The following is an 18,729-nucleotide window of genomic DNA, read 5'->3' as shown; positions in this document are numbered from 1 at the left end:
GATCGCCCGAGGGATTTTATTTGTCAATAGCGAATACACTAGCCATATGCAAACAATGAAACCCGCGGAATTCCCCCGTCATTCAGTTAACATGGACCCTTTTTCAGCCTGGTACAACGAGTGAAGACTCCTCGCAACGCGCCGCCGTCCGCAGCAGGGACCGGAGCCGATGCTGAAGCGGCTGGATCCGGCCGCGCCCAGCGCGGCATCCAGAGCGTCGAAGTGGGCGCGCGCCTGCTGCGCGTGCTGGCCGATGCGCGCGTGCCGCTTGCGCCCACCGACCTCGCCACCGCCGCCGACATCGCCTCCAGCCAGGCGCACGCCTATCTGGTGAGTCTCACGCGCCTCGGCCTGATCAAGCGCGACGCGCTGTCCGGGCGATACGAGGCCGGGCCGCTGGCCTTGCGCCTGGGCCTGCTGCATCTGACGCAGCAGCCCGCGCTGCGCGAGGCCGTGCCGCACGCGGCAGCGCTCGCACAGGCGCACAACTGCAGCGTTGCGCTGTGCATCGCCGGACCGCAAGGGCCCACCATCGTGCGCTACGAGCACGCCAGCCTGCCGCTGCATGTGAACCTGCACGTCGGCACCGTCATGTCGCTGCCGGCCACCTCGACGGGACGCGTGTTCTGCGCGTTTCTCGACGACGCCACGCTGCGCGCGATGTGGGCCAACCAGACGGCGCAGCCGGTCTGGCGCGGCACGGCGGCCGCCGAAGAGATGACCGCGCCCGATGCGGCTTTCTCCGCCACGCTCGACGCGATCCGCGCGCGCGGCTTCGAGATCGGCATTGACGCGCCCAGTCCCGGCGTCAGCAGCGTCTGCGCGCCGGTGCTCGATGCGCAGCGCGCGCTGCGCGTGACGCTCACGGCCATTGGCGCAAGCGGCGCGCTCGACGTGCGCCCCGAGGGCAAACTCGTGCACGCGCTGCGCGACGCCGCACAAGCCATCGCACAAGCCGCGTTTGCTTCGCCCCCATCGACCTGACCATGTCCAAAGAAACCACCGGGACCACCGAAGCCGCCGACAAGCCGCAGCGCGGCATCCAGGCGCTCGACGCCACGGGCGAGTTGCTCGCCGCGCTGGTGGCGGCCGGCACGCCGCTGTCGCTGCGCGACCTCGCGGCGGCGGCAGGCATGCCCAGCGCAAAGGCGTTTGCGCATCTGGTGAGCCTGCTGAAAACCGGCCTGCTCGCGCGCGACGAAGCGGGCCGTTACGAAGCCGGGCCACTGAGCCTGGAGCTAGGCCTGCTGGGTCTCGCGCGCCTGTCACCCGTACGCGAGGCCGATGCCGAACTCGTCGACCTCGCCGCCGGCACCGGCATGAGCGTCGCGCTCGCCGTGCCGGGCCCGCTCGGTCCGACGGTCGTGCGGCTGGAAGAGTCGCCGCGTCCGCTGCATGTGAGCCTGCGTCCCGGCACGGTGATGTCGCTCGTGAATACCGCCATCGGCCGCGTGTTCGCCGCCTGGCTCGACGACGATGTGCGCGCGGCCTTGCTCGCGCAGGACGCACTGCGGCTCGCAGGCGTGGCCGAACTGCCCGACGACGGCGCGCGCTACGCCGAACGCCTCGCCGTGATCCGCGCGCAAGGCCTGGACACCGCGCTCGACAAGCCGGTTCCCGGCATCAGCACCGTGGCCGCCCCCGTGTTCGATCACACCGGCAGCGTGTGCCTCGTGCTCGCGCTGATGGGGCCGTCGGGCAACCTCGACACCACGCGCGAAGGCTCCAGCGCGCAACGGCTGATGGCGGCGGCCGAGCGCCTGTCGCGCCGCTTCGGATACGTGGCGGGCGCGGCGCTCCCGGCTTTATAGGCCGTCGATATAATCGCGTTTTCGACGCGCGATATTCAGCACCTGCAAGACTGCGCACACGAGAGCGCAGCGCCGCCGCATCAGACAGACCAACCAGGCCAACCAGACCAACCACGTCAACCACGCCAATCAGGCACAAGGACCCGCCCATGAGCACGGCCTCCACCGGTTCCAACGCGGCGCTGCGCCAGGTCGCCGATCTTCCCTGTCCGCGCGGCCTGCCGCTCATCGGCAATCTGCTGCAGCTGTCGCCCACGCGCCTGCATCTGATCCTCGAACGCTGGGCCGAAGAACTCGGCACGCCGTACCGCTTCCAGGTGGGCAACATTCCCATCACGATCTGGACCGACACCGAGCTGATCCAGCAGATCATGCGCGAGCGTCCGCACCGCTACCGCCGCTACCAGCCGATCGAAGCCGTACTCGAAGAAATGGGCGCCAACGGCCTCTTTTCCGCCGAAGGCGCGGCGTGGGAAACGCATCGGCGTCTGGTGATGCAGGCGCTCTCGATCAACAACATCAAGGCGTTCTACCCCACCCTCGCGGACATCACGCAGCGCCTGCGCACGCGCTGGCTGCGCGCCGCCGAGCGCGGCGAGACCGTGGAGATGACCGACGACCTCAAGCGCTACACCGTGGATGTGACGAGCGCGCTGGCGTTCGGCGAAGATCCGCGCACGCTGGAGCGCGATCACGGCGTGATCCAGGAGCACCTGGAGCGCATCCTGCCGAGCGTGATGGGCCGCATCAACGCGCTGTTTCCGTACTGGCGCGTCTTCAAGCTGCCGGCGGACCGCAAGCTCGATCAATCGCTGGTGGAAGTGCATCGCTACATCGACTCGATGATGACGCGCGCGCGCGAGCGCATGCGCGACGAGCCGTCGGACACCCCGCGCAATCTGATGGAAGCGATGCTAGTGCAGCAGCAAGGTGTAGAACCAGGCGGCGAGCACGGCGCCATCACCGACGCGCAGATCCGCGCCAACGTGCTCACCATCCTCCTCGCGGGCGAGGACACGACCGCCGATTCGATCGCCTGGACCCTGCCCTATCTGGTCGCCGATTCAGCGTTGCAGAAGCATCTGGGCGACGAAGCGCATCGGGTGCTGGGCGACGCGCCCGTTTGCCCCGACTACGCCACGCTCAAGGAACTCGATATTTTCGAGGCGATCTGCATCGAGGCGACGCGCCTGCGCCCGGTGGCCGCCGTGCATTCGTTCGAGCCGCTCGAAGACGTGGTGGTGGATGACGTCGCGCTGCCCAAGGGCACGCGCATGTTCTTCGTCGCGCGGCCCGCCATGATCGACGCGAAGAACTTCGTCGATCCGCAGCGCTACGATCCTTGGCGCTGGATGCGCAAGGGCGAGCACGCCGACCAGGCCGCCCAGGCCGCCCACGCCGGCGCGCATGAAGTGCGCGCGTATCTGCAGTTTGGCGCGGGACCGCGTGTGTGCCCCGGGCGTCATCTGGCGACCGTGGAAATGCGCCTGGCGCTCTCCATGCTGATGAACGAATTCTCGATCGAACTGGCCATCGATCCGGCGAAGATCAACGAGGTGTCCGCGTTCACGATGGTGCCGGACACCATGCCGGTGAAGTTGACCAGGCGCGTGCGCTAGGCGCGCGCCTCGTCGCACCACGCTTGCCACATGTGCCGGAACGCGGCTTCCATGTTGCGCGCGAAGCGCGCGCCGTCCATCAGCGGCGACGCCTGCATGCGTGCGCGCAAGCCCGCGCGCAACGCCGCAAGGCGCGGCAGATCGAGGGCGAGCGCGGTGACGATGGCGGCGTAACCGGCGTCGTTATCGGTCGCCAGTTCCGGCAAACCCAGATTCGCGAGCAGGCAGAGGCCCGCGCGACTTGTCGCCGAGTGCCCGTAGCGCGTGGGCACCGGCACCCCCATCCAGAAGGCGTCGAGACTGGTGGTGTGGCCATTGGCCGGAAACGTATCCAGCGCGATATCAAACTGCCGATACATGTGCAGGTAGTCGGCACGCGCCTGGAAGCCGCTGAAGCTCACACGCGCAGGCTCGACGCCTATCGCCTGAAGGCGCATCAAAAGCTGCTCGCGCGCCCGGCCCGGCGGGGCCATCAGAATGAGCCGCGCGTCGGGCAGCGCGGCGAAGACACGCGCCCAGAGCGCCAGCGTGGCATCGGTCAGCTTGCAGGGATTATTCAGGCAACCGAACGTAATGAAACCGTTCTTGAGCGCTGGCAAAGCGCTGACTTCGGGCGTCGAGGTCAGCGCGTCGTAGCACCAGAATGCATCGGCAAGACGCAGCGAGCGCTCGGTGTACTGGTCGTCGATATTCGGCGTATTGGGTGGATCGATCCACGGATCAGTGAGCCGCCAGCCAATCGACGGGCTGCCCGTCGTACCCGGGTACGCGAGCCATGCGACCTGCACAGGCGCGGGCCGCCGCGCGAACAGCAGACGCCGCGCGCCGTCCATATGCATCGTCAGATCGACAAGAATGTCGATGCCGTCGTTGCGAATCTGCTGCGCAAGGCACGCATCGTCCAGTTCGCCCGCTTCGCGCCATACATCGGCGTGGAGCTTGAGTTGCGCCGTCACGTCATCGCGCCGGTTGCCCAGCGCATAGCAGACGATCTCGAAGTGCACGTGATCGTGATGGCGCAGCAGCGGCATCGTGAAGAGCGACTGGCAATGATTGCGGAAATCCGGCGACACATAACCGATGCGCAAGCGCCGCCCGGGTTCGCGCGTGTTCGCATAGCGCGTATGCGCGCTTGCGGCGAGCAAAGCGGATTCGTGCTGCAAGGCGAAGCGCTGCGCCTCGGCACGCACCGCGTAAGCATCGTCATTTGCGAACATCAGCGCAAACAGCAGATTGCTGTGCGCGCCGATATGCGCGGGCTGGCTCGCCAGCGCGCGGCGATAGCTGGCAATCGCCTCGTCGATGCGTCCCATCTTGCTGTGCACGTTGCCGAGATTGAGCAGCGCATCGGTGAAATCCGGCTTCAGCGCGATGGCTTGTGCAAACGCGGCATGCGCCTCGTCCACCTGCCCCAACTGCAAATGCAGGTTGCCCAGGTTGTTCCAGGCCGACACGCGGCCAGGCTCCAGCGCAATGGCGCATTCGAGCGCGGCTTTCGCTTCGCCGATGCGGCCCGCGCCCGTCAACACGGAACCGAGGTTGGTCAGCACCGCGACGGAATCGGGCGCAAGCGCGCGAGCGTGTTCGAAGATGGCAAGCGCTTCGCTTTGCCGATGCATTTTCAGCAGCACTTGCCCGAGGTTGTTCCAGGCGTTCACGTAGGTGGGCGCGAGTTCGAGCGTGCGCCGTAGCGCTGTTTCAGCGCGCTCCAGTTCGCCCGCGTTCGACAGCATCGTCCCGTAGTTGAAGTGGATGACCGCGTGCGCGGGCGCAAGCGCGATGGCGCGCTCGAAGCAGTCCGACGCCGCGGCGCTGTCACCCGCTTCGCCATGCAGATGGCCGAGATTGTTGAGTGCGATCGGGGAGTCCGGTTCAAGTTCGAGAGCGCGCTGCAAGGCGCGAATCGCCGTATCGCGGGCCGACGCGTCGCAGGCCATTGCGAGCGTCACAAGGAAATGCGGGGCTTCGCGCACGGCCAGCGCGCGTTCGATCAACGCGCGCGCCTTCGGCGGGTCGCAGTGAATTTCAAGGATCGCGGCGAGGTTGAGCGCATCGGCGTCATGGGGATTGGCGGCGATCGACTGCGCGCATAGCTCGCGAGCGAGTTCGGTTTCGCCGCGTTGCCAGGCGGATTCGGCGGCGAGCAGGGCGTGCGAGAGAGGTTCGGAAACTTCGGGAACGTGAGGACGGGACATGACGCAGACAAAGCGTGCTGGGACGCAAAGCGGATAACGCTGAAGTCTAGTGACGTCTCAATATGCCCGGGGGATTTCTGACAGACGACGCGATGCGCTACGTCCCTAAAAAACTGGGCGACGGACGGGCGGCTCGATCTGCGCGCCGTGGCGGCTGGAGAACGCCAGGCGGACGTCGATGCAATCGCCTTCGCGCGGCAGACGCCCCTCACTCCTTCACCTCCCCCACACTGTCCGAGCCACTGCGCGTCTGCGCTTCCCGCATCTTCTCCAGCGTGCGCGGCGTCAGCCCCATCGCCACGGCAATCGCCAGCGCATCGATCACCGCCAGATGCGCGATACGCGCAACACCTGGCGCATGCGGCTCCTGCGCGGCAGGCACACGCAGCAGCAGGGGAATATCGACCACCCACGCCAACCTCGAGCCCGCATTGGTCAGCGCAATCGTGGTCGCGCCGCGCTCCTTGGCGATCTGGATGCTCTCGTTGACTTCCACACTGCGCCCCGACTGCGAAATCGCAAACGCCACATCGCCGGGTTCCAGCAGCCCCGCATAAAGCCGCTGCAAATGCGCGTCCGTAAACGCGCTCGCCGCGATATCCAGACGCAGCAGACGCAACGCCGCGTCCTGCGCCACCAGCCCCGACCCCGCACCCACACCGAAGAAATAGACGCGCCGCGCGCTGCCAAGCGCCGCTGCCGCCGCCTCGAACACCGCCGGATCGAGCGACGCGCGCGCGTGCTTGACACCCTGCACCACCGCTTCCGCCACGTTATCGAGCAGCGTGCCGATCTGCGTGACATCGCCGCTCGTCACCTCCTGCGCCGCCGCGAACGGCATGCCGCCCGCCGCGCTTTGCGCCAGCCGCATCTTGAAGTCGCGCAGGCCATGCGCGCCCACCGCACGGCAAAAGCGCGTGACCGAAGGCTCGGACACATCGGCGCGCAACGCAAGTTCGGTGATGCTCGCGCGCATCGCGAAGTCGATGTCGGCGAGCACCATCTCCGCGACCTTGCGTTCGGCGGGCCGCAGCGACTCCGCGACATTGCGGATGTGATGGATCAGGTTGGAGACCGGCAAGCTATTTTCCGTGGAGTGAGCCGTGGATGAACCAGGGAAGGCGCGAGCGATGCGAGGCCTGAGGCCGGACACTCACCTCATCAATCGAGCCGCTTGCCGCTTTCGGTATCGAACAGATGCAGGTGCGCGAGAGGCAAACCCAGCGTCATGCGCTGGCCCGGTTCGATGCCGGGCCGCGCGCGCGTCGTGACGCACCATGAATTGCCGCCTATCTTCCCGTACAAGTGGGTCTCGGCGCCGGTCGGCTCGATTACTTCGACGGTGAAGGGCGCGTCGCCCGGATGGCCCTCCCCGCTGCCCGTTTCGATATGTTCCGGACGGATGCCCAGCGTCACACGCGCGCCCTGCTGCGCGCGTGCTTCGGGAATCGCGATGCGCACGCCGTCTTCGAGCACCAGCGCCGCGCCACGCGAATCGCTCACCACCGTGCCCGTCACGAAGTTCATCGACGGCGAGCCCAGAAAGCTCGCCACGAACAGATTCCCGGGCTTGTCGTAGAGATCGAGCGGACGGCCGATCTGCTCGATGCGCCCGGCGTTCATCACGACGATGCGGTCGGCCATCGTCATCGCTTCGATCTGGTCGTGCGTGACGTACACCACCGTGTTGCGCAGACGCTGATGCAGCGCCTTGATTTCCGTGCGCATCTGCACGCGCAGTTTGGCGTCGAGGTTGGACAGCGGCTCGTCGAACAGGAACAGCGATGGCTCGCGCACCACGGCGCGGCCCATCGCCACGCGCTGACGCTGGCCGCCCGACAGCGCGCGCGGCAGGCGCTCCAGATAGTTCGAGAGGTTGAGCATTTTCGCGGCGGCTTCGATGCGCGGCTTGAAGCCGTCCTCGCGCTCCTTGCGAATGCGCGGGCCGAACGCGATGTTGTCGTACACCGAGAGATGCGGGTACAGCGCATAACTCTGGAACACCATCGAGATATTGCGTTGCTGCGGCGGCAGCGCATTGGCGCGCGTGCCGCCGATGGTCAGATCGCCGCCGCTAATGTCCTCCAGCCCCGCGATCATGCGCATCAGCGTGGTCTTGCCGCAGCCCGACGGGCCGACCAGCACGACGAACTCCCCGTCCTCGATGTCCAGATCGACGCCATGCACGACCTGGGTCTCGCCGTAGCGCTTGTAGATGCCGTTCAGTTGTACCGCTGCCATGCTGTCCTCGTGTGCACTTTGTGCGTCCGTGTGTGCTTCAGATTTCGTCGAGCGTGAGTTCGTTCGCCATCAACCGGTTGCCCGCCATCAGCCCCGCATCCACCGGCAACGCAACACCCGTAATCACGCGCGCATGCGGCGAGGCGAGAAACTGCACGGCATCGGCGATATCCTCGGGCGTGGCCACGTCGCCGAGCGGATACCATTTCTTTAGTTGTTCGAATATTTCTGGATTCTTCGCCACGCGCGAGTGCCACGCCTGGGTTTTGACGGTGCCGGGGCAGACGATATTCGCGCGGATGCAGTGCGGCCCCAGCTCCATCGCCAGCGCTTTCGTATAGCTCACCAGTGCCGCCTTGGCCGCGCTGTACGCGGGATGGCCAAGCGCGCTCAAGCCGTTCACGGAGCCGATCAGCACCAGCACGCCTCGCCCGCGCTCGATCATCGAGGCCCGCACCGCTTCCACGGTGTAGTAGCTGCCGTTCAGATTCAGGTCGACGTCGCGGCGCCAGCTCGCGGCATCCGTGTGTGCGAGCGTCGTGCCGAGCGCGCCGCCCGCGTTCGCCACTGCCACGTCCACCGGCCCACGCGCGGCGACGGCCCGCGCCACGGCATCCGCCAGCGCGGCTGCGTCGCTCACGTCGGCGGCCAGCGCTTCGAGGCGTTGCGCGCCGAATTCACCGGCGAGTTGCTGCACGGCCGCGCCCTCGCGGTCCAGCGCGAGCACGGTGTCGCCCGCGTCGACGAATCGTTTGCACAACGCACGGCCTATCCCGCCGCACGCGCCCGTCACCAGCACCACCCGGCTCATTGTCGACTCTCCGTGAAAGGTTGCTTTCGGGCGCGGCGCAGTTCCTCGCCATGCCTGTAAATTTCCAACATCACGATGTTTTCAATCATTGATCACAGCAACGATCAAGAGTTTACACGTAGGCATCCCAAATATTGAACTGCGGCGATTCCCCTTGTTTTACCGCATGTTATGCAAATTCAGGAGCAGAAAACAATATCGCGATTCCCAGGTGACAACGCTTTTTTCATCCTGTAGGATTTTTTCAAACAACGCAAGGCCAGCCAGATAACCACGTTAGGAGAGACAGAATGGCGTTTAAGGCACGTGCATCCACCACGCTCGGCAAGCTCGCCGTCGCACTCGCGTTTGCGGGTATTACCGTCGCGGCGCATGCCGATACGGTCCGCGTGACCGTCGCCCACTACAGCGACGCTACGGCCCCGTACTTCGAAAAAATGGCCAAACAGTTCGAAGCCGCCAACCCCGGCACGACCATCAAGATCGAAGACGTGAACTGGGATTCGCTGCAACAGAAACTGCAGACGGATATCTCCGGCGGCGCCAACGCCGACCTCGCGATCATCGGCACGCGCTGGCTGCTGGACTTCGTGAAGGACGACATTGCCGAGCCGCTCGATCCCTATATGGACGCCAATTTCAAGGGCCGCTTCATTGGCCCGTTCCTGGCGCCCGGTGAAATCAACGGCAAGATCTACGGCCTGCCGATCGCGGCTTCGGCCCGCGCGCTCTACTACAACAAGGACATGCTCGCCTCGGTGGGCTATCCGAACGGCCCGAAGACGTGGAACGACGTGATCGACGCGTCGAAGAAGCTCAAGGCCAAGGGCATCGCCGGGTTCGGCCTGCAAGGCAAGGAAATCGAAACCGACGTGTACTTCTATTACGCGCTGTGGACCCACGGCGGCGACGTGGTGGGCAAGGACAACAAGGCCGCGTTCAATTCGGCCGCCGGCGTGAAGGCCGCCACGCTCTACAAACAGCTCATCGATGAGGGCCTCACGGAGCCGGGCGTCACCGGCTACAGCCGCGAAGACGTGCAAAACCTCTTCAAACAAGGCCGGGTGGCGATGATGATCTCCGCACCGTTCCTCGCCAAGCAGTTGAAGAAGGAAGCGCCGAACATCAAGTACGGCATCGATCCGATCCCGGTCGCCACCACGCCCGCGACCTACGCGGTCACGGACTCGATCATGATGTTCAAGAACTCGAAGGTGAAGAAGAGCGCATGGAAGTTCCTCGACTTCCTGTTCACGAAGCAGCCGCGCGTGGAATTCACCAGCACCGAAGGCTTCCTGCCGACCACCCAGGCCGAGGCTACCGATCCGGCGTTCCAGGACCCGGACACCAAGGCTTTCGTCGCGCTGCTGCCACACGCGAAGTTCGCGCCCACGGTGACAGGCTGGGAAGACACCGCCAAGGCCGTGACCAACGCAATGCAGTCGATCTACCTCGGCAAGGCCAAACCCGCCGATGCGCTGAACCAGGCCGCAACCGAAGCTAACAAGTCGCTCGGCAAGTGACACAGCCAACGCAGCCGCCGCAAGGCATCGCGGCTTGAACCGGCGCGTGGCGTAGCATGACGCTACGTCGCGCGCCCGTTGTTCGATCGACGGCCTGCGACTGTTGCGACTGTTGCCACTGATCGCAAGCAACACCGGACGCATCACGACATGACTACCGGTCCCCTGAAGCAGACGCCGCCAGGCGTTGCGAACGACCTCCCACGCGCAGGCAAACGCATGAGCCGTCCCAATCGCGCCGAGCGCAACATCGCCCTGCCCCGCGCCCCGTGGCTGCTGATCGTGCCGAGCCTCGCGCTGGCGCTTTTCATCATCAGCTACCCGATCTTCAACATCGTCTGGCAGTCACTGCACGATGTGTCGCGCTTTGGCCAGATCCGCGATTTCAGCGGGCTGCAGAACTTCTACAACGTATTCGGCGACCCGGTATTTCTCAGCGCGCTGAAAAACACCATCATCTGGACCTTCTGCGTGGTGGTGGGCACCGTGGGCATTTCCGTGCCGGTCTCGCTGGTGCTTAATCAGGACTTCTATGGACGCGGCATCGCGCGCACGATCGTCATGCTGCCGTGGTCGGTGTCGCTCACGATGACCGCCGTGGTGTGGCGCTGGGCCTTCAACGACGATTACGGCATGGTCAACGTCACGCTGCAGAAGCTCGGCCTGATCGCCGGGCCGATCCACTGGCTCGCCACCCCCGAATACGCGTTCCCCGTCGAGATTGCCGTGGGTATTCTGGTGTCGATTCCGTTTACCACCACGATCTTTCTGGGCGGCCTTTCTTCCGTGCCCGGCGACATCTACGAAGCCGCGCGCATCGACGGCGCGAGCGCCTGGCAGCAGTTCCGCCAGCTCACGCTGCCGCTACTCAAGCCTTTCATCAACATGGCGATCCTGCTGAACGTGATCTACGTGTTCAACTCGTTCCCGATCATCTGGGTGATGACCCAGGGCGGCCCGGACGACAGCACACACATCCTCGTCACCTATCTCTACGAATTGGGCTTCCGGCTGGGGCGGCCAGGCGAAGCGGCGGCCGTCTCGCTCATCATGCTGGTGATCCTGTTCGCGTTCTCGGTGGCATATCTGCGCGTGCAGGCGAAGCGCGGCGGCGCAGAAGGAGACCTCGCATGAACCGCAAGCTCAAACGCTCGCTGTGGTGCTGGCTTGCGCTTTCGCCGCTCGTCATCGCCGTGCTGTTTCCGTTCGCGGTGATGTTCTTCACCTCGTTCAAACCGGCCAACGAAGTGTTCGTTTATCCGGCGCGCTGGCTGCCGCAGCATTGGCGCTGGGAGAATTACGTCGATATGTGGCAAGCGGCGAACTTCGGCGTGGCGCTACGCAACAGCATCGTCATTTCGTTCCTGTCGACCGCGCTCGCGCTCGCCGTGAGCCTGCCCGCCGCGTATGCGCTCGCGCGCTTTCCGTTTCGCGGGCGCGGCGCGTATCGCCAGTTCCTGCTTGTCACGCAAATGCTCTCGCCGATTCTGCTGGTGGTGGGGCTGTTCCGTCTCGCCGCGATGATTCCCTATGGCGACAGCAATCTCGTGGATTCGAAGATTGGCGTGATCGTTTCGTATGCGGCGTTCAATATCGCCTTCGCCGTGTGGATGCTGTCGTCGTATTTCCAGACGGTGCCGCGCGATCTGGAGGAGTCCGCGTGGCTCGAAGGATGCAGCCGCACAGGCGCGGTTTTCCGCGTCTTCCTGCCGCTCGCGATCCCCGCCGTGGTTGTGACCGCCATCTTCACCTTCATCAGCGCGTGGAACGAATTCGCCGTGGTCTACACGCTGATCCGCTCGCCCGAAAACAAGACGCTCACGGTCCAGGTCACCGACATGGTGGCCGGAAAGTACACCGTCGAATGGGAACTGGTGATGGCGGCGACGCTCGCGGCCACGCTACCGGTTTCGGTCGTGTTCGCGTGGCTGCAGCGCTATATGGTGAAGGGGCTCGCGCTGGGCGCGGTGAAATAAGCCGCGGACCGATGGGTTGCCGCTGACGGCGCGTGGTTGCGCGTGGTTGCGCGTGGTTGCGCGTGGTTGCGCGTGGTTGCGCACTGCGTGTCGCGCGCCGCCGTGCGAAGGCCGGATCAGCACCAGCAGCGGTATCACCAGCAGCGTAGCGACGAACATCAGCTTCGGGCTGCTGGCCGAGCGCTGGCTTATTGGCCCGCCACCTTGCGCTGACGCCACAGACACAGCAGATCGCAGGCAAGATGCGCGGCGGCCAGCGCCGTGATCTCGCTCTGATCGTAAGCGGGCGCCACTTCCACCACATCCGCGCCCACCAGGTTCAAGCCCTCCAGACCGCGCACGATCGCCAGCGCCTGCGCCGACGACAAACCGCCCGCCACCGGCGTACCCGTGCCCGGCGCAAAGGCTGGGTCCAGACAGTCGATATCGAAGGTCAGATACGCGGGCCGCTCGCCGACAATCTCCAGAATGCGATCGCGCGCCGCGCGCGGGCCATGTTCGTGCACCCAGGCGGCGTCGAGAATATTGATGCCCAGAAAATCATCGTTCCAGGTGCGGATGCCCACCTGCACCGACGTCTTCGGATCGATCAGCCCTTCTTTTACGGCCTTGTAGAACATCGTGCCGTGATTGAGGCTGTCCGGATGATCGTCAGGCCAGGTGTCGCAATGCGCGTCGAAGTGGATCAGCGAAAGCGGCTTGCCGTATTTTTCCGCATGCGCGATCAGCAGCGGATACGTGATGAAGTGATCGCCGCCGAAAGTGAGCATCTTCGCGTTCGAGCGTAGGATGGTGCGCGCGTGCTCGATGATCGCAGGCTTGATCGAGAGCGGATTGTGCGCATCGAACCAGCAGTCGCCGTAGTCGGTTACGGCCAGCGTGTCGAAGGGATTGAAGCCCCACGGATACGGATGCAGTTCCGCGAGTTGCACGCTTGCCGCGCGCACCGCCGATGGCCCCAGCCGCGCGCCCGAGCGAAACGTGGTGGCAAGGTCGAGCGGCACGCCGCTGATCGCCACGTCCACGCCTTGCAGATCGCGCGTGTAGTTGCGGCGCATGAACGACAGCACGCCCGCGTAGGTATTCTCGATGGAAGCGCCGTAGAGCGAACCGCGACGGATCGCGCCGTCGCCGTGGATCGTGTCGTCCATATGTGTGATGTCTTTTGTATCGAGGGGAAAGCGTGGCGGCGCTGCTGGCGCGCCGCCACGCGGGCGAGGGAATCGCCTTAACGCAGACGCACGAGCGTCGACTTCAGTTCGGTGTACTTTTCAAGTGCGTGCAGCGACTTGTCGCGGCCATTGCCCGATTCCTTGAAGCCGCCGAACGGGAAGTTCATGTCGCCGCCTTCGTCGTAGCAGTTGACCCAAACCGTGCCCGCGCGCAGACGGCGCGCGATTTCATGCGCGTTCGTGAGGTTCGAGGTCCACACCGCCGCGGCCAGGCCGTAATCGCTGTCGTTGGCGATACGCACCGCTTCGTCGATCGTGCTGAACGTGATGACCGACAGCACCGGCCCGAAGATTTCTTCGCGAGCGATGCGTGCGTCGTGATGCGTATCGAACACGGTCGGCTCGACATAGAAGCCGCCGGTCGCCTCGTTCACGCGCTCGCCGCCGAACAGCAGCTTCGAGTCCTTGCGCCCTGCCTCGATATATCCCAGCACGCGCTCCATCTGGATCTTGTCGACGATCGCGCCCATCGATACGTCCGGATCAAGAGGATTGCCAGGTTTGTACGCCTTCGCCGCTTCCACGAGCTTGGCGAGGAACACGTCCTTGATGTCGCGGTGCACCAGCAGGCGCGAACCCGCCGTGCACATCTCGCCCATGTTGTAGAAGATTGCGCCCGCCGCAGCGTTGGCCGCGCGGTCCAGATCGGGGCAATCCGGCAGCACGATGTTCGGCGACTTGCCGCCCAGTTCGAGCCAGACGCGCTTGAGATTGGACTGACCGGCGTACTGCATGATCTGCTTGCCGACATTGGTCGAGCCCGTGAAGGCGATGCAGTCCACGTCGCGATGCAGGCCCAGCAGCTTGCCGGGTTCGCCGCCGCCGGGGAGCACGTTGAACACGCCTGCGGGAATGCCCGCTTCGTGCGCGAGCTGTGCCACGCGAATCGCCGTGAGCGGCGACTTTTCCGAAGGCTTGAGCACCACGCTATTGCCCGCCGCGAGCGCCGGGCCGAACTTCCACGAGGCCATCAGGATCGGGAAATTCCACGGCACGACCGCGGCCACCACGCCAATCGGCTCGCGCGTGACGAGACCGACCAGGTGATGATCGGCGGGCGCCACCTCGCCCCCCACCTTGTCGATGGCCTCCGCGAACCATTCCACGCAATAGGCCGCGCCCGGCACGTCCACCGAGGTGGTGTCGCTGATCGGCTTGCCCGCGTCGAGCGTTTCGAGCAGCGAGAGTTCGTCGAGATGCTCGCGCATCAGTGCGGCCCAGCGCAGCAGAATGGCTTTGCGCGCACGCGGATTCAGGCCCGCCCACACGCCGTCGTTGAACGAGCGGCGCGCGGCGGCCACCGCAGCGTCCACATCCGCCGCGCCGCAATCCGCCACGTTCGCGAGCACGCGGCCGTCGATCGGGCTCACGCACTCGAAGCTGCGGCCCGAGTACGCCTCGCGATACGCGCCGTCGATGAATGCGCGACCTTCGATCTTCAGCGTCGCGGCCTTGTCCTGCCAGTAAGCGAGAGTTTTCTTTTCCATCAGGATGCCTCAATGATTGACGATCCGCCCGGCGTGACGTAGCAACGGCAACAGGCGAACCGGATACGCGCGTTGATGAACCCTGCGAAGCGGGCGTTACGACCTAGAAGGTGGGCGGCGAATTCGCCGACACCACTTCGCAGACTTCGTTTGCGCTGGGATTGCGAAACCGGTGCGGGAAGCGGCTTTCGAAGTAATAGCTGTCGCCGGGGTCGAGCAGCCAGGTGGTGCCGTCCACGGTCAGTTCGATCTGGCCTGCCACCACCACGCCGCCTTCGTGACCTGCGTGAGAGAGCATTTCCGGGCCGGTATCGGCAAGCGGTTGATACACCTCGCGCAGGATACCCATGTTGCGGTCCTTCACGTTCGCGCCCGCGAGATAGAACTCGATGGAGGCGTTGCCGAGGTTCGGCATTTCGCCTCGCCGCGACACCACGCTCACGCCCTCGTGGAGATCAAATGTGAAGAATTCCGCGAGGCTCATCGGTATGCATTCGAGGAGCTTCTTGAGCGAACCCACCGAGGGACTGACACGACTTTGCTCGATAAGCGAAATCGCGCCATTCGTCACGCCCGCGCGCTTGGCCAGCTCGCGTTGTGACAGCCCATAGCGCTTGCGCACGTAGCGCAGACGCGTGGCAACTTCAGAGGAAACGGATACAGACTCGGACACGATTAAAGAACCGATTGAAGAACCGTTTGGGTCGGGAAAGACACTGGAAGCGCACGCAGGATCCAGGCCGAAATGCTACACGGCGGTGCGGTGGCGTGTTGAATATTCTAATCAGTTTGTTTTTTTTTGCGTCAGTACTAACCCCTGTAAGTTATTCGAAATATAGAGACAGTGCAGGATATTTCGTACTGCGCGACGTTTACGGACGTCTTGGGGAAAGTGCTGACATAAAAAACGTAAAAAAATAATTGACGGCCTTTTTGGCTCGTATATGCTGAAACACAGGTCGATCGAACGATGAAAAGCGCATTACATTGCTCTGCAACACGCGATCAATGCTCGATACATCGAAAGACACCCATGTGTCGATGCTGAAGAGCGCAGTTTTCATGCCGCGCATCGAAAAACAGTGATCAACAAACTCCAGTCGAGTGTAATTGTGAGAGTCCGTGGCCCTCTGGTGAGATGGGATCGAAGTCATGCGAGGTGTCTTCGCAGTGACTGCGGCGCCGTCGCCGATGGCAGTAGCGGCAGGCTTGCCTCTCGTCCGCTTCTGTCCGCGCTTCTATCCGTTTTCACAATCCTTTCCCGTCGGTCCGTCCGTCGCCATAACGCCGTCTCGGCACGCGCATTTATCGCGGTACACACCGACGAAGTCGCGTCGCTGCTGCCCTAGCGCCTCTCCTTCCTGCGCTGTTCGTTTCATTCGCCGTCGATCGCGAGCGGGCTGTCCTGCTGCGCGCGCCCGATGTGGATGCGCACGCCTGAACACCGTCGCGCCCCACAACGGCAGGAAACGAACCGCGTACATGATCTCCACGCGCAGCGCGATCCGTTAGCGCCGCTGCGCCCCGCACTTAAAGGTTTGCGGCCGTGTCTTCTGCACGGTTGCAAGGTCATGTCACGCCTGAAGCATCGCTAAAATCAGCTTGATTCGCGATGCGACAGGAAGAAGAAACTAGGCGTTAGTCATGCGAACCAAACCATTGATTGGAGTTACTGCCGATCGCACCATGATGGGGCCGCACGCATCGCACGTAACGGGCGAGAAGTACCTCGCCGCTGCCGTGGATGGGTCGGATGGGCTCGCGTTCGTGCTGCCCGCGCTGGGTGACCGGCAGGCTACGGCCGACATTCTGGACGCCGTGGACGGCCTGCTCTTCACAGGCAGCTATTCGAACGTAGAGCCTCACCGTTATGGCGGCCCGGCCAGCGCCGCCGGCACGCTGCACGATCCGGCGCGCGACGCCACGACGTTGCCGCTGCTGCGCGCGGCCATCGACGCAGGGGTGCCGGTACTGGCCATCTGCCGCGGCTTTCAGGAAATGAACGTGGTGTTCGGCGGCACGCTGCATCAGGAGGTGCATGCCGTGGACGGCCTCAACGATCATCGTGAAAACAAGGCCGATCCGCTCGAAACGCAATATGGTCCCGCGCACACCATCGCGCTTGCAAAAGGCGGCCTGCTGCAGACGCTCGCAGGCGGCGCACGCGAAGCTCGCGTGAATTCGCTGCACGGTCAGGGCATCGACACGCTCGGTCAAGGACTAGTTGCGGACGCAACGGCCGAGGACGGCCTGGTCGAAGCAATCACCGTTGCGAACGCAAGTAGTTTTGCGCTGGGCGTGCAATGGCACCCCGAATGGCTGCACGCGCAAAACGCGCTTTCCACCGCTATCTTCCGCGCCTTTGGCGACGCCTGCCGCGCCCGCATGCTGGCCCGCAGTTCGGTCCAGACGCCGGACGGCGCCGCACGCCACCCCGCACGTGCACATGCCGCGCAGGTCTGACGCCGGCCCACACAGAACAGAGAGAACGACAATGCACGACATCGACGAATTCCTGAAGAAACATCACATCACCGAAATCGAAGCGATCATTCCGGATATGGCCGGCATCGCGCGCGGCAAGATCATTCCGCGCAACAAGTTCGAATCGGGCGAATCCATGCGCCTGCCGCAAGCCGTGATGATCCAGACCGTCACCGGCGACTACCCGGAAGACGGCAGCCTTACCGGCGTAACCGACCCCGACATGGTCTGCGTGCCGGATGCTTCGACGATCCGCATCATTCCGTGGGCGACCGATCCCACCGCCCAGGTGATCCACGATTGCGTGCACTTCGACGGCTCGCCCGTTGAAATCTCGCCGCGCCGCGTGCTGCGCCGCGTGCTCGAACTCTACGAAGCGAAGGGCTGGAAGCCCATCATCGCGCCGGAACTGGAGTTCTATCTCGTCGATATGAACAAGGATCCGGACCTTCCCCTCGCGCCGCCGATCGGCCGTACGGGCCGTCCGGAAACGGGCCGCCAGGCGTATTCGATCGAAGCGGTGAACGAGTTCGATCCGCTCTTCGAAGACATCTACGAGTACTGCGAAATTCAGGACCTCGAAGTCGACACGCTGATTCACGAAGTCGGCGCCGCGCAGATGGAAATCAACTTCATGCACGGCGAACCGCTGGGTCTGGCCGACCGCGTGTTCCTCTTCAAGCGCACCGTGCGCGAAGCGGCGCTGCGCCATCATATGTACGCCACTTTCATGGCGAAGCCGATGGAAAACGAGCCGGGTTCGGCCATGCACATCCACCAGAGCCTGATCTCGGCGGAAAGCGGCCAGAACCTCTTCACCGGCGCGGACGGAAAGCCCACTGACATGTTCCATGCGTATATCGCGGGCCTGCAGAAGTACACGCCGGCCCTGATGCCGATCTTCGCGCCGTATATCAATTCGTATCGCCGCCTGTCACGCTTCATGGCCGCGCCGATCAACGTGGCCTGGGGTTACGACAACCGTACCGTGGGCTTCCGCGTGCCGTATTCCTCGCCGGCCGCGCGCCGAGTGGAGAACCGTATTCCGGGCGTGGACACGAACCCGTACCTCGCCATCGCCGCGACGCTCGCCGCCGGCTATCTGGGCATGACGCAGCATCTCAAACCCACCGAGCCGCTGCTGAGCGACGGTTATGCGCTGCCTTACCAGTTGCCGCGCAACCTGGAGGAAGGCCTCACGCTGATGAGCGGTTGTGAGCCGCTCAACGACCTCCTCGGCGAGAAGTTCGTGCGCGCTTACCTCGCGCTCAAGGAAACCGAATACGAAGCGTATTTCCGCGTGATCAGCTCGTGGGAACGCAAGCACCTGCTGCTGCACGTGTAAAAGAA

Annotated in this window: 16 protein-coding genes; 9 read left to right on the top strand and 7 right to left on the bottom strand. The window is 64.3% G+C overall.

The genetic code is table 11. The features are described 5' to 3' along the window. Positions 1 to 120 precede the first annotated feature (120 nt). The 3 genes from F4827_RS24035 (at position 121) to F4827_RS24025 (ending at position 3,430) form a co-directional block, all read left to right on the top strand. The gene (locus F4827_RS24035) at positions 121 to 984 is read left to right on the top strand and encodes an IclR family transcriptional regulator C-terminal domain-containing protein (RefSeq protein ID WP_183728335.1); all 864 of its coding nucleotides are present in this window, start codon (positions 121 to 123) and stop codon (positions 982 to 984) included. Between the two features lie 2 nt (positions 985 to 986). Further along, on the top strand, positions 987 to 1,811 hold the full coding sequence (locus tag F4827_RS24030; protein WP_183728332.1) for an IclR family transcriptional regulator: 825 nt from the start codon (positions 987 to 989) through the stop codon (positions 1,809 to 1,811). Between the two features lie 149 nt (positions 1,812 to 1,960). Continuing rightward, complete coding sequence (locus F4827_RS24025; RefSeq protein ID WP_183728329.1) at positions 1,961 to 3,430, top strand: cytochrome P450; 1,470 nt, start codon at positions 1,961 to 1,963, stop codon at positions 3,428 to 3,430. Here the strand turns inward: F4827_RS24025 and F4827_RS24020 are convergent. The 4 genes from F4827_RS24020 to F4827_RS24005 all read right to left on the bottom strand — a co-directional run bounded on the left by F4827_RS24020 (position 3,427) and on the right by F4827_RS24005 (position 8,677). Continuing rightward, positions 3,427 to 5,625, bottom strand: a complete 2,199-nt coding sequence (locus tag F4827_RS24020) for a glycosyltransferase family 41 protein (RefSeq protein WP_183728326.1) — start codon at positions 5,623 to 5,625, stop codon at positions 3,427 to 3,429. The two genes, F4827_RS24025 and F4827_RS24020, sit on opposite strands and share 4 nt — an antisense overlap. A gap of 208 nt (positions 5,626 to 5,833) precedes the next feature. After that, on the bottom strand, positions 5,834 to 6,706 hold the full coding sequence (locus F4827_RS24015; RefSeq protein WP_183728323.1) for a MurR/RpiR family transcriptional regulator: 873 nt from the start codon (positions 6,704 to 6,706) through the stop codon (positions 5,834 to 5,836). 80 nt (positions 6,707 to 6,786) lie between these two features. Continuing rightward, on the bottom strand, positions 6,787 to 7,866 hold the full coding sequence (locus F4827_RS24010; RefSeq protein WP_183728320.1) for an ABC transporter ATP-binding protein: 1,080 nt from the start codon (positions 7,864 to 7,866) through the stop codon (positions 6,787 to 6,789). A gap of 37 nt (positions 7,867 to 7,903) precedes the next feature. Continuing rightward, complete coding sequence (locus F4827_RS24005) at positions 7,904 to 8,677, bottom strand: SDR family oxidoreductase (RefSeq protein WP_183728317.1); 774 nt, start codon at positions 8,675 to 8,677, stop codon at positions 7,904 to 7,906. Positions 8,678 to 8,967: 290 nt separating this feature from the next. Here F4827_RS24005 and F4827_RS24000 point away from each other — a divergent pair, with 290 nt between their 5' ends. From F4827_RS24000 to F4827_RS23990, 3 genes are all read left to right on the top strand, one after another. After that, positions 8,968 to 10,200 (top strand): ABC transporter substrate-binding protein, encoded by a 1,233-nt coding sequence (locus F4827_RS24000; RefSeq protein ID WP_183728314.1) that lies wholly within the window; start codon positions 8,968 to 8,970, stop codon positions 10,198 to 10,200. 219 nt (positions 10,201 to 10,419) lie between these two features. Next, on the top strand, positions 10,420 to 11,334 hold the full coding sequence (locus F4827_RS23995) for a carbohydrate ABC transporter permease (RefSeq protein ID WP_183728577.1): 915 nt from the start codon (positions 10,420 to 10,422) through the stop codon (positions 11,332 to 11,334). Continuing rightward, positions 11,331 to 12,176, top strand: a complete 846-nt coding sequence (locus F4827_RS23990) for a carbohydrate ABC transporter permease (protein ID WP_183728305.1) — start codon at positions 11,331 to 11,333, stop codon at positions 12,174 to 12,176. The genes F4827_RS23995 and F4827_RS23990 overlap by 4 nt, the downstream gene beginning before the upstream one ends. Positions 12,177 to 12,364: 188 nt before the next feature. Here F4827_RS23990 and speB read toward each other — a convergent pair whose 3' ends face one another. The 3 genes from speB to F4827_RS23975 all read right to left on the bottom strand — a co-directional run bounded on the left by speB (position 12,365) and on the right by F4827_RS23975 (position 15,568). Beyond that, positions 12,365 to 13,327, bottom strand: a complete 963-nt coding sequence (speB, locus tag F4827_RS23985; protein ID WP_183728302.1) for an agmatinase — start codon at positions 13,325 to 13,327, stop codon at positions 12,365 to 12,367. A gap of 77 nt (positions 13,328 to 13,404) precedes the next feature. Beyond that, entirely contained in the window at positions 13,405 to 14,895 is a 1,491-nt protein-coding gene (locus F4827_RS23980) for an aldehyde dehydrogenase (protein ID WP_183728299.1), read from the bottom strand. 103 nt (positions 14,896 to 14,998) lie between these two features. Continuing rightward, positions 14,999 to 15,568 (bottom strand): cupin domain-containing protein, encoded by a 570-nt coding sequence (locus tag F4827_RS23975; RefSeq protein ID WP_183728297.1) that lies wholly within the window; start codon positions 15,566 to 15,568, stop codon positions 14,999 to 15,001. Positions 15,569 to 16,007: 439 nt separating this feature from the next. Here F4827_RS23975 and F4827_RS35495 point away from each other — a divergent pair, with 439 nt between their 5' ends. The 3 genes from F4827_RS35495 (at position 16,008) to F4827_RS23965 (ending at position 18,724) form a co-directional block, all read left to right on the top strand. Beyond that, complete coding sequence (locus F4827_RS35495; RefSeq protein WP_311674404.1) at positions 16,008 to 16,244, top strand: hypothetical protein; 237 nt, start codon at positions 16,008 to 16,010, stop codon at positions 16,242 to 16,244. Positions 16,245 to 16,539: 295 nt separating this feature from the next. Further along, positions 16,540 to 17,358, top strand: a complete 819-nt coding sequence (locus tag F4827_RS23970) for a gamma-glutamyl-gamma-aminobutyrate hydrolase family protein (RefSeq protein WP_183728294.1) — start codon at positions 16,540 to 16,542, stop codon at positions 17,356 to 17,358. Between the two features lie 31 nt (positions 17,359 to 17,389). Continuing rightward, positions 17,390 to 18,724 carry a glutamine synthetase family protein gene (locus F4827_RS23965; RefSeq protein WP_183728291.1) on the top strand — a complete coding sequence of 445 codons (1,335 nt, stop codon included), beginning with the start codon at positions 17,390 to 17,392 and terminating at the stop codon, positions 18,722 to 18,724. The last annotated feature ends 5 nt before the right edge of the window (positions 18,725 to 18,729 follow it).

The sequence above is a fragment of the Paraburkholderia bannensis genome (assembly GCF_014200455.1).
GTDB lineage: Bacteria > Pseudomonadota > Gammaproteobacteria > Burkholderiales > Burkholderiaceae > Paraburkholderia > Paraburkholderia bannensis_A.
Note: the sequence above shows the minus strand (reverse complement) of the source record. Positions and strands in the feature narration are given on the sequence as shown.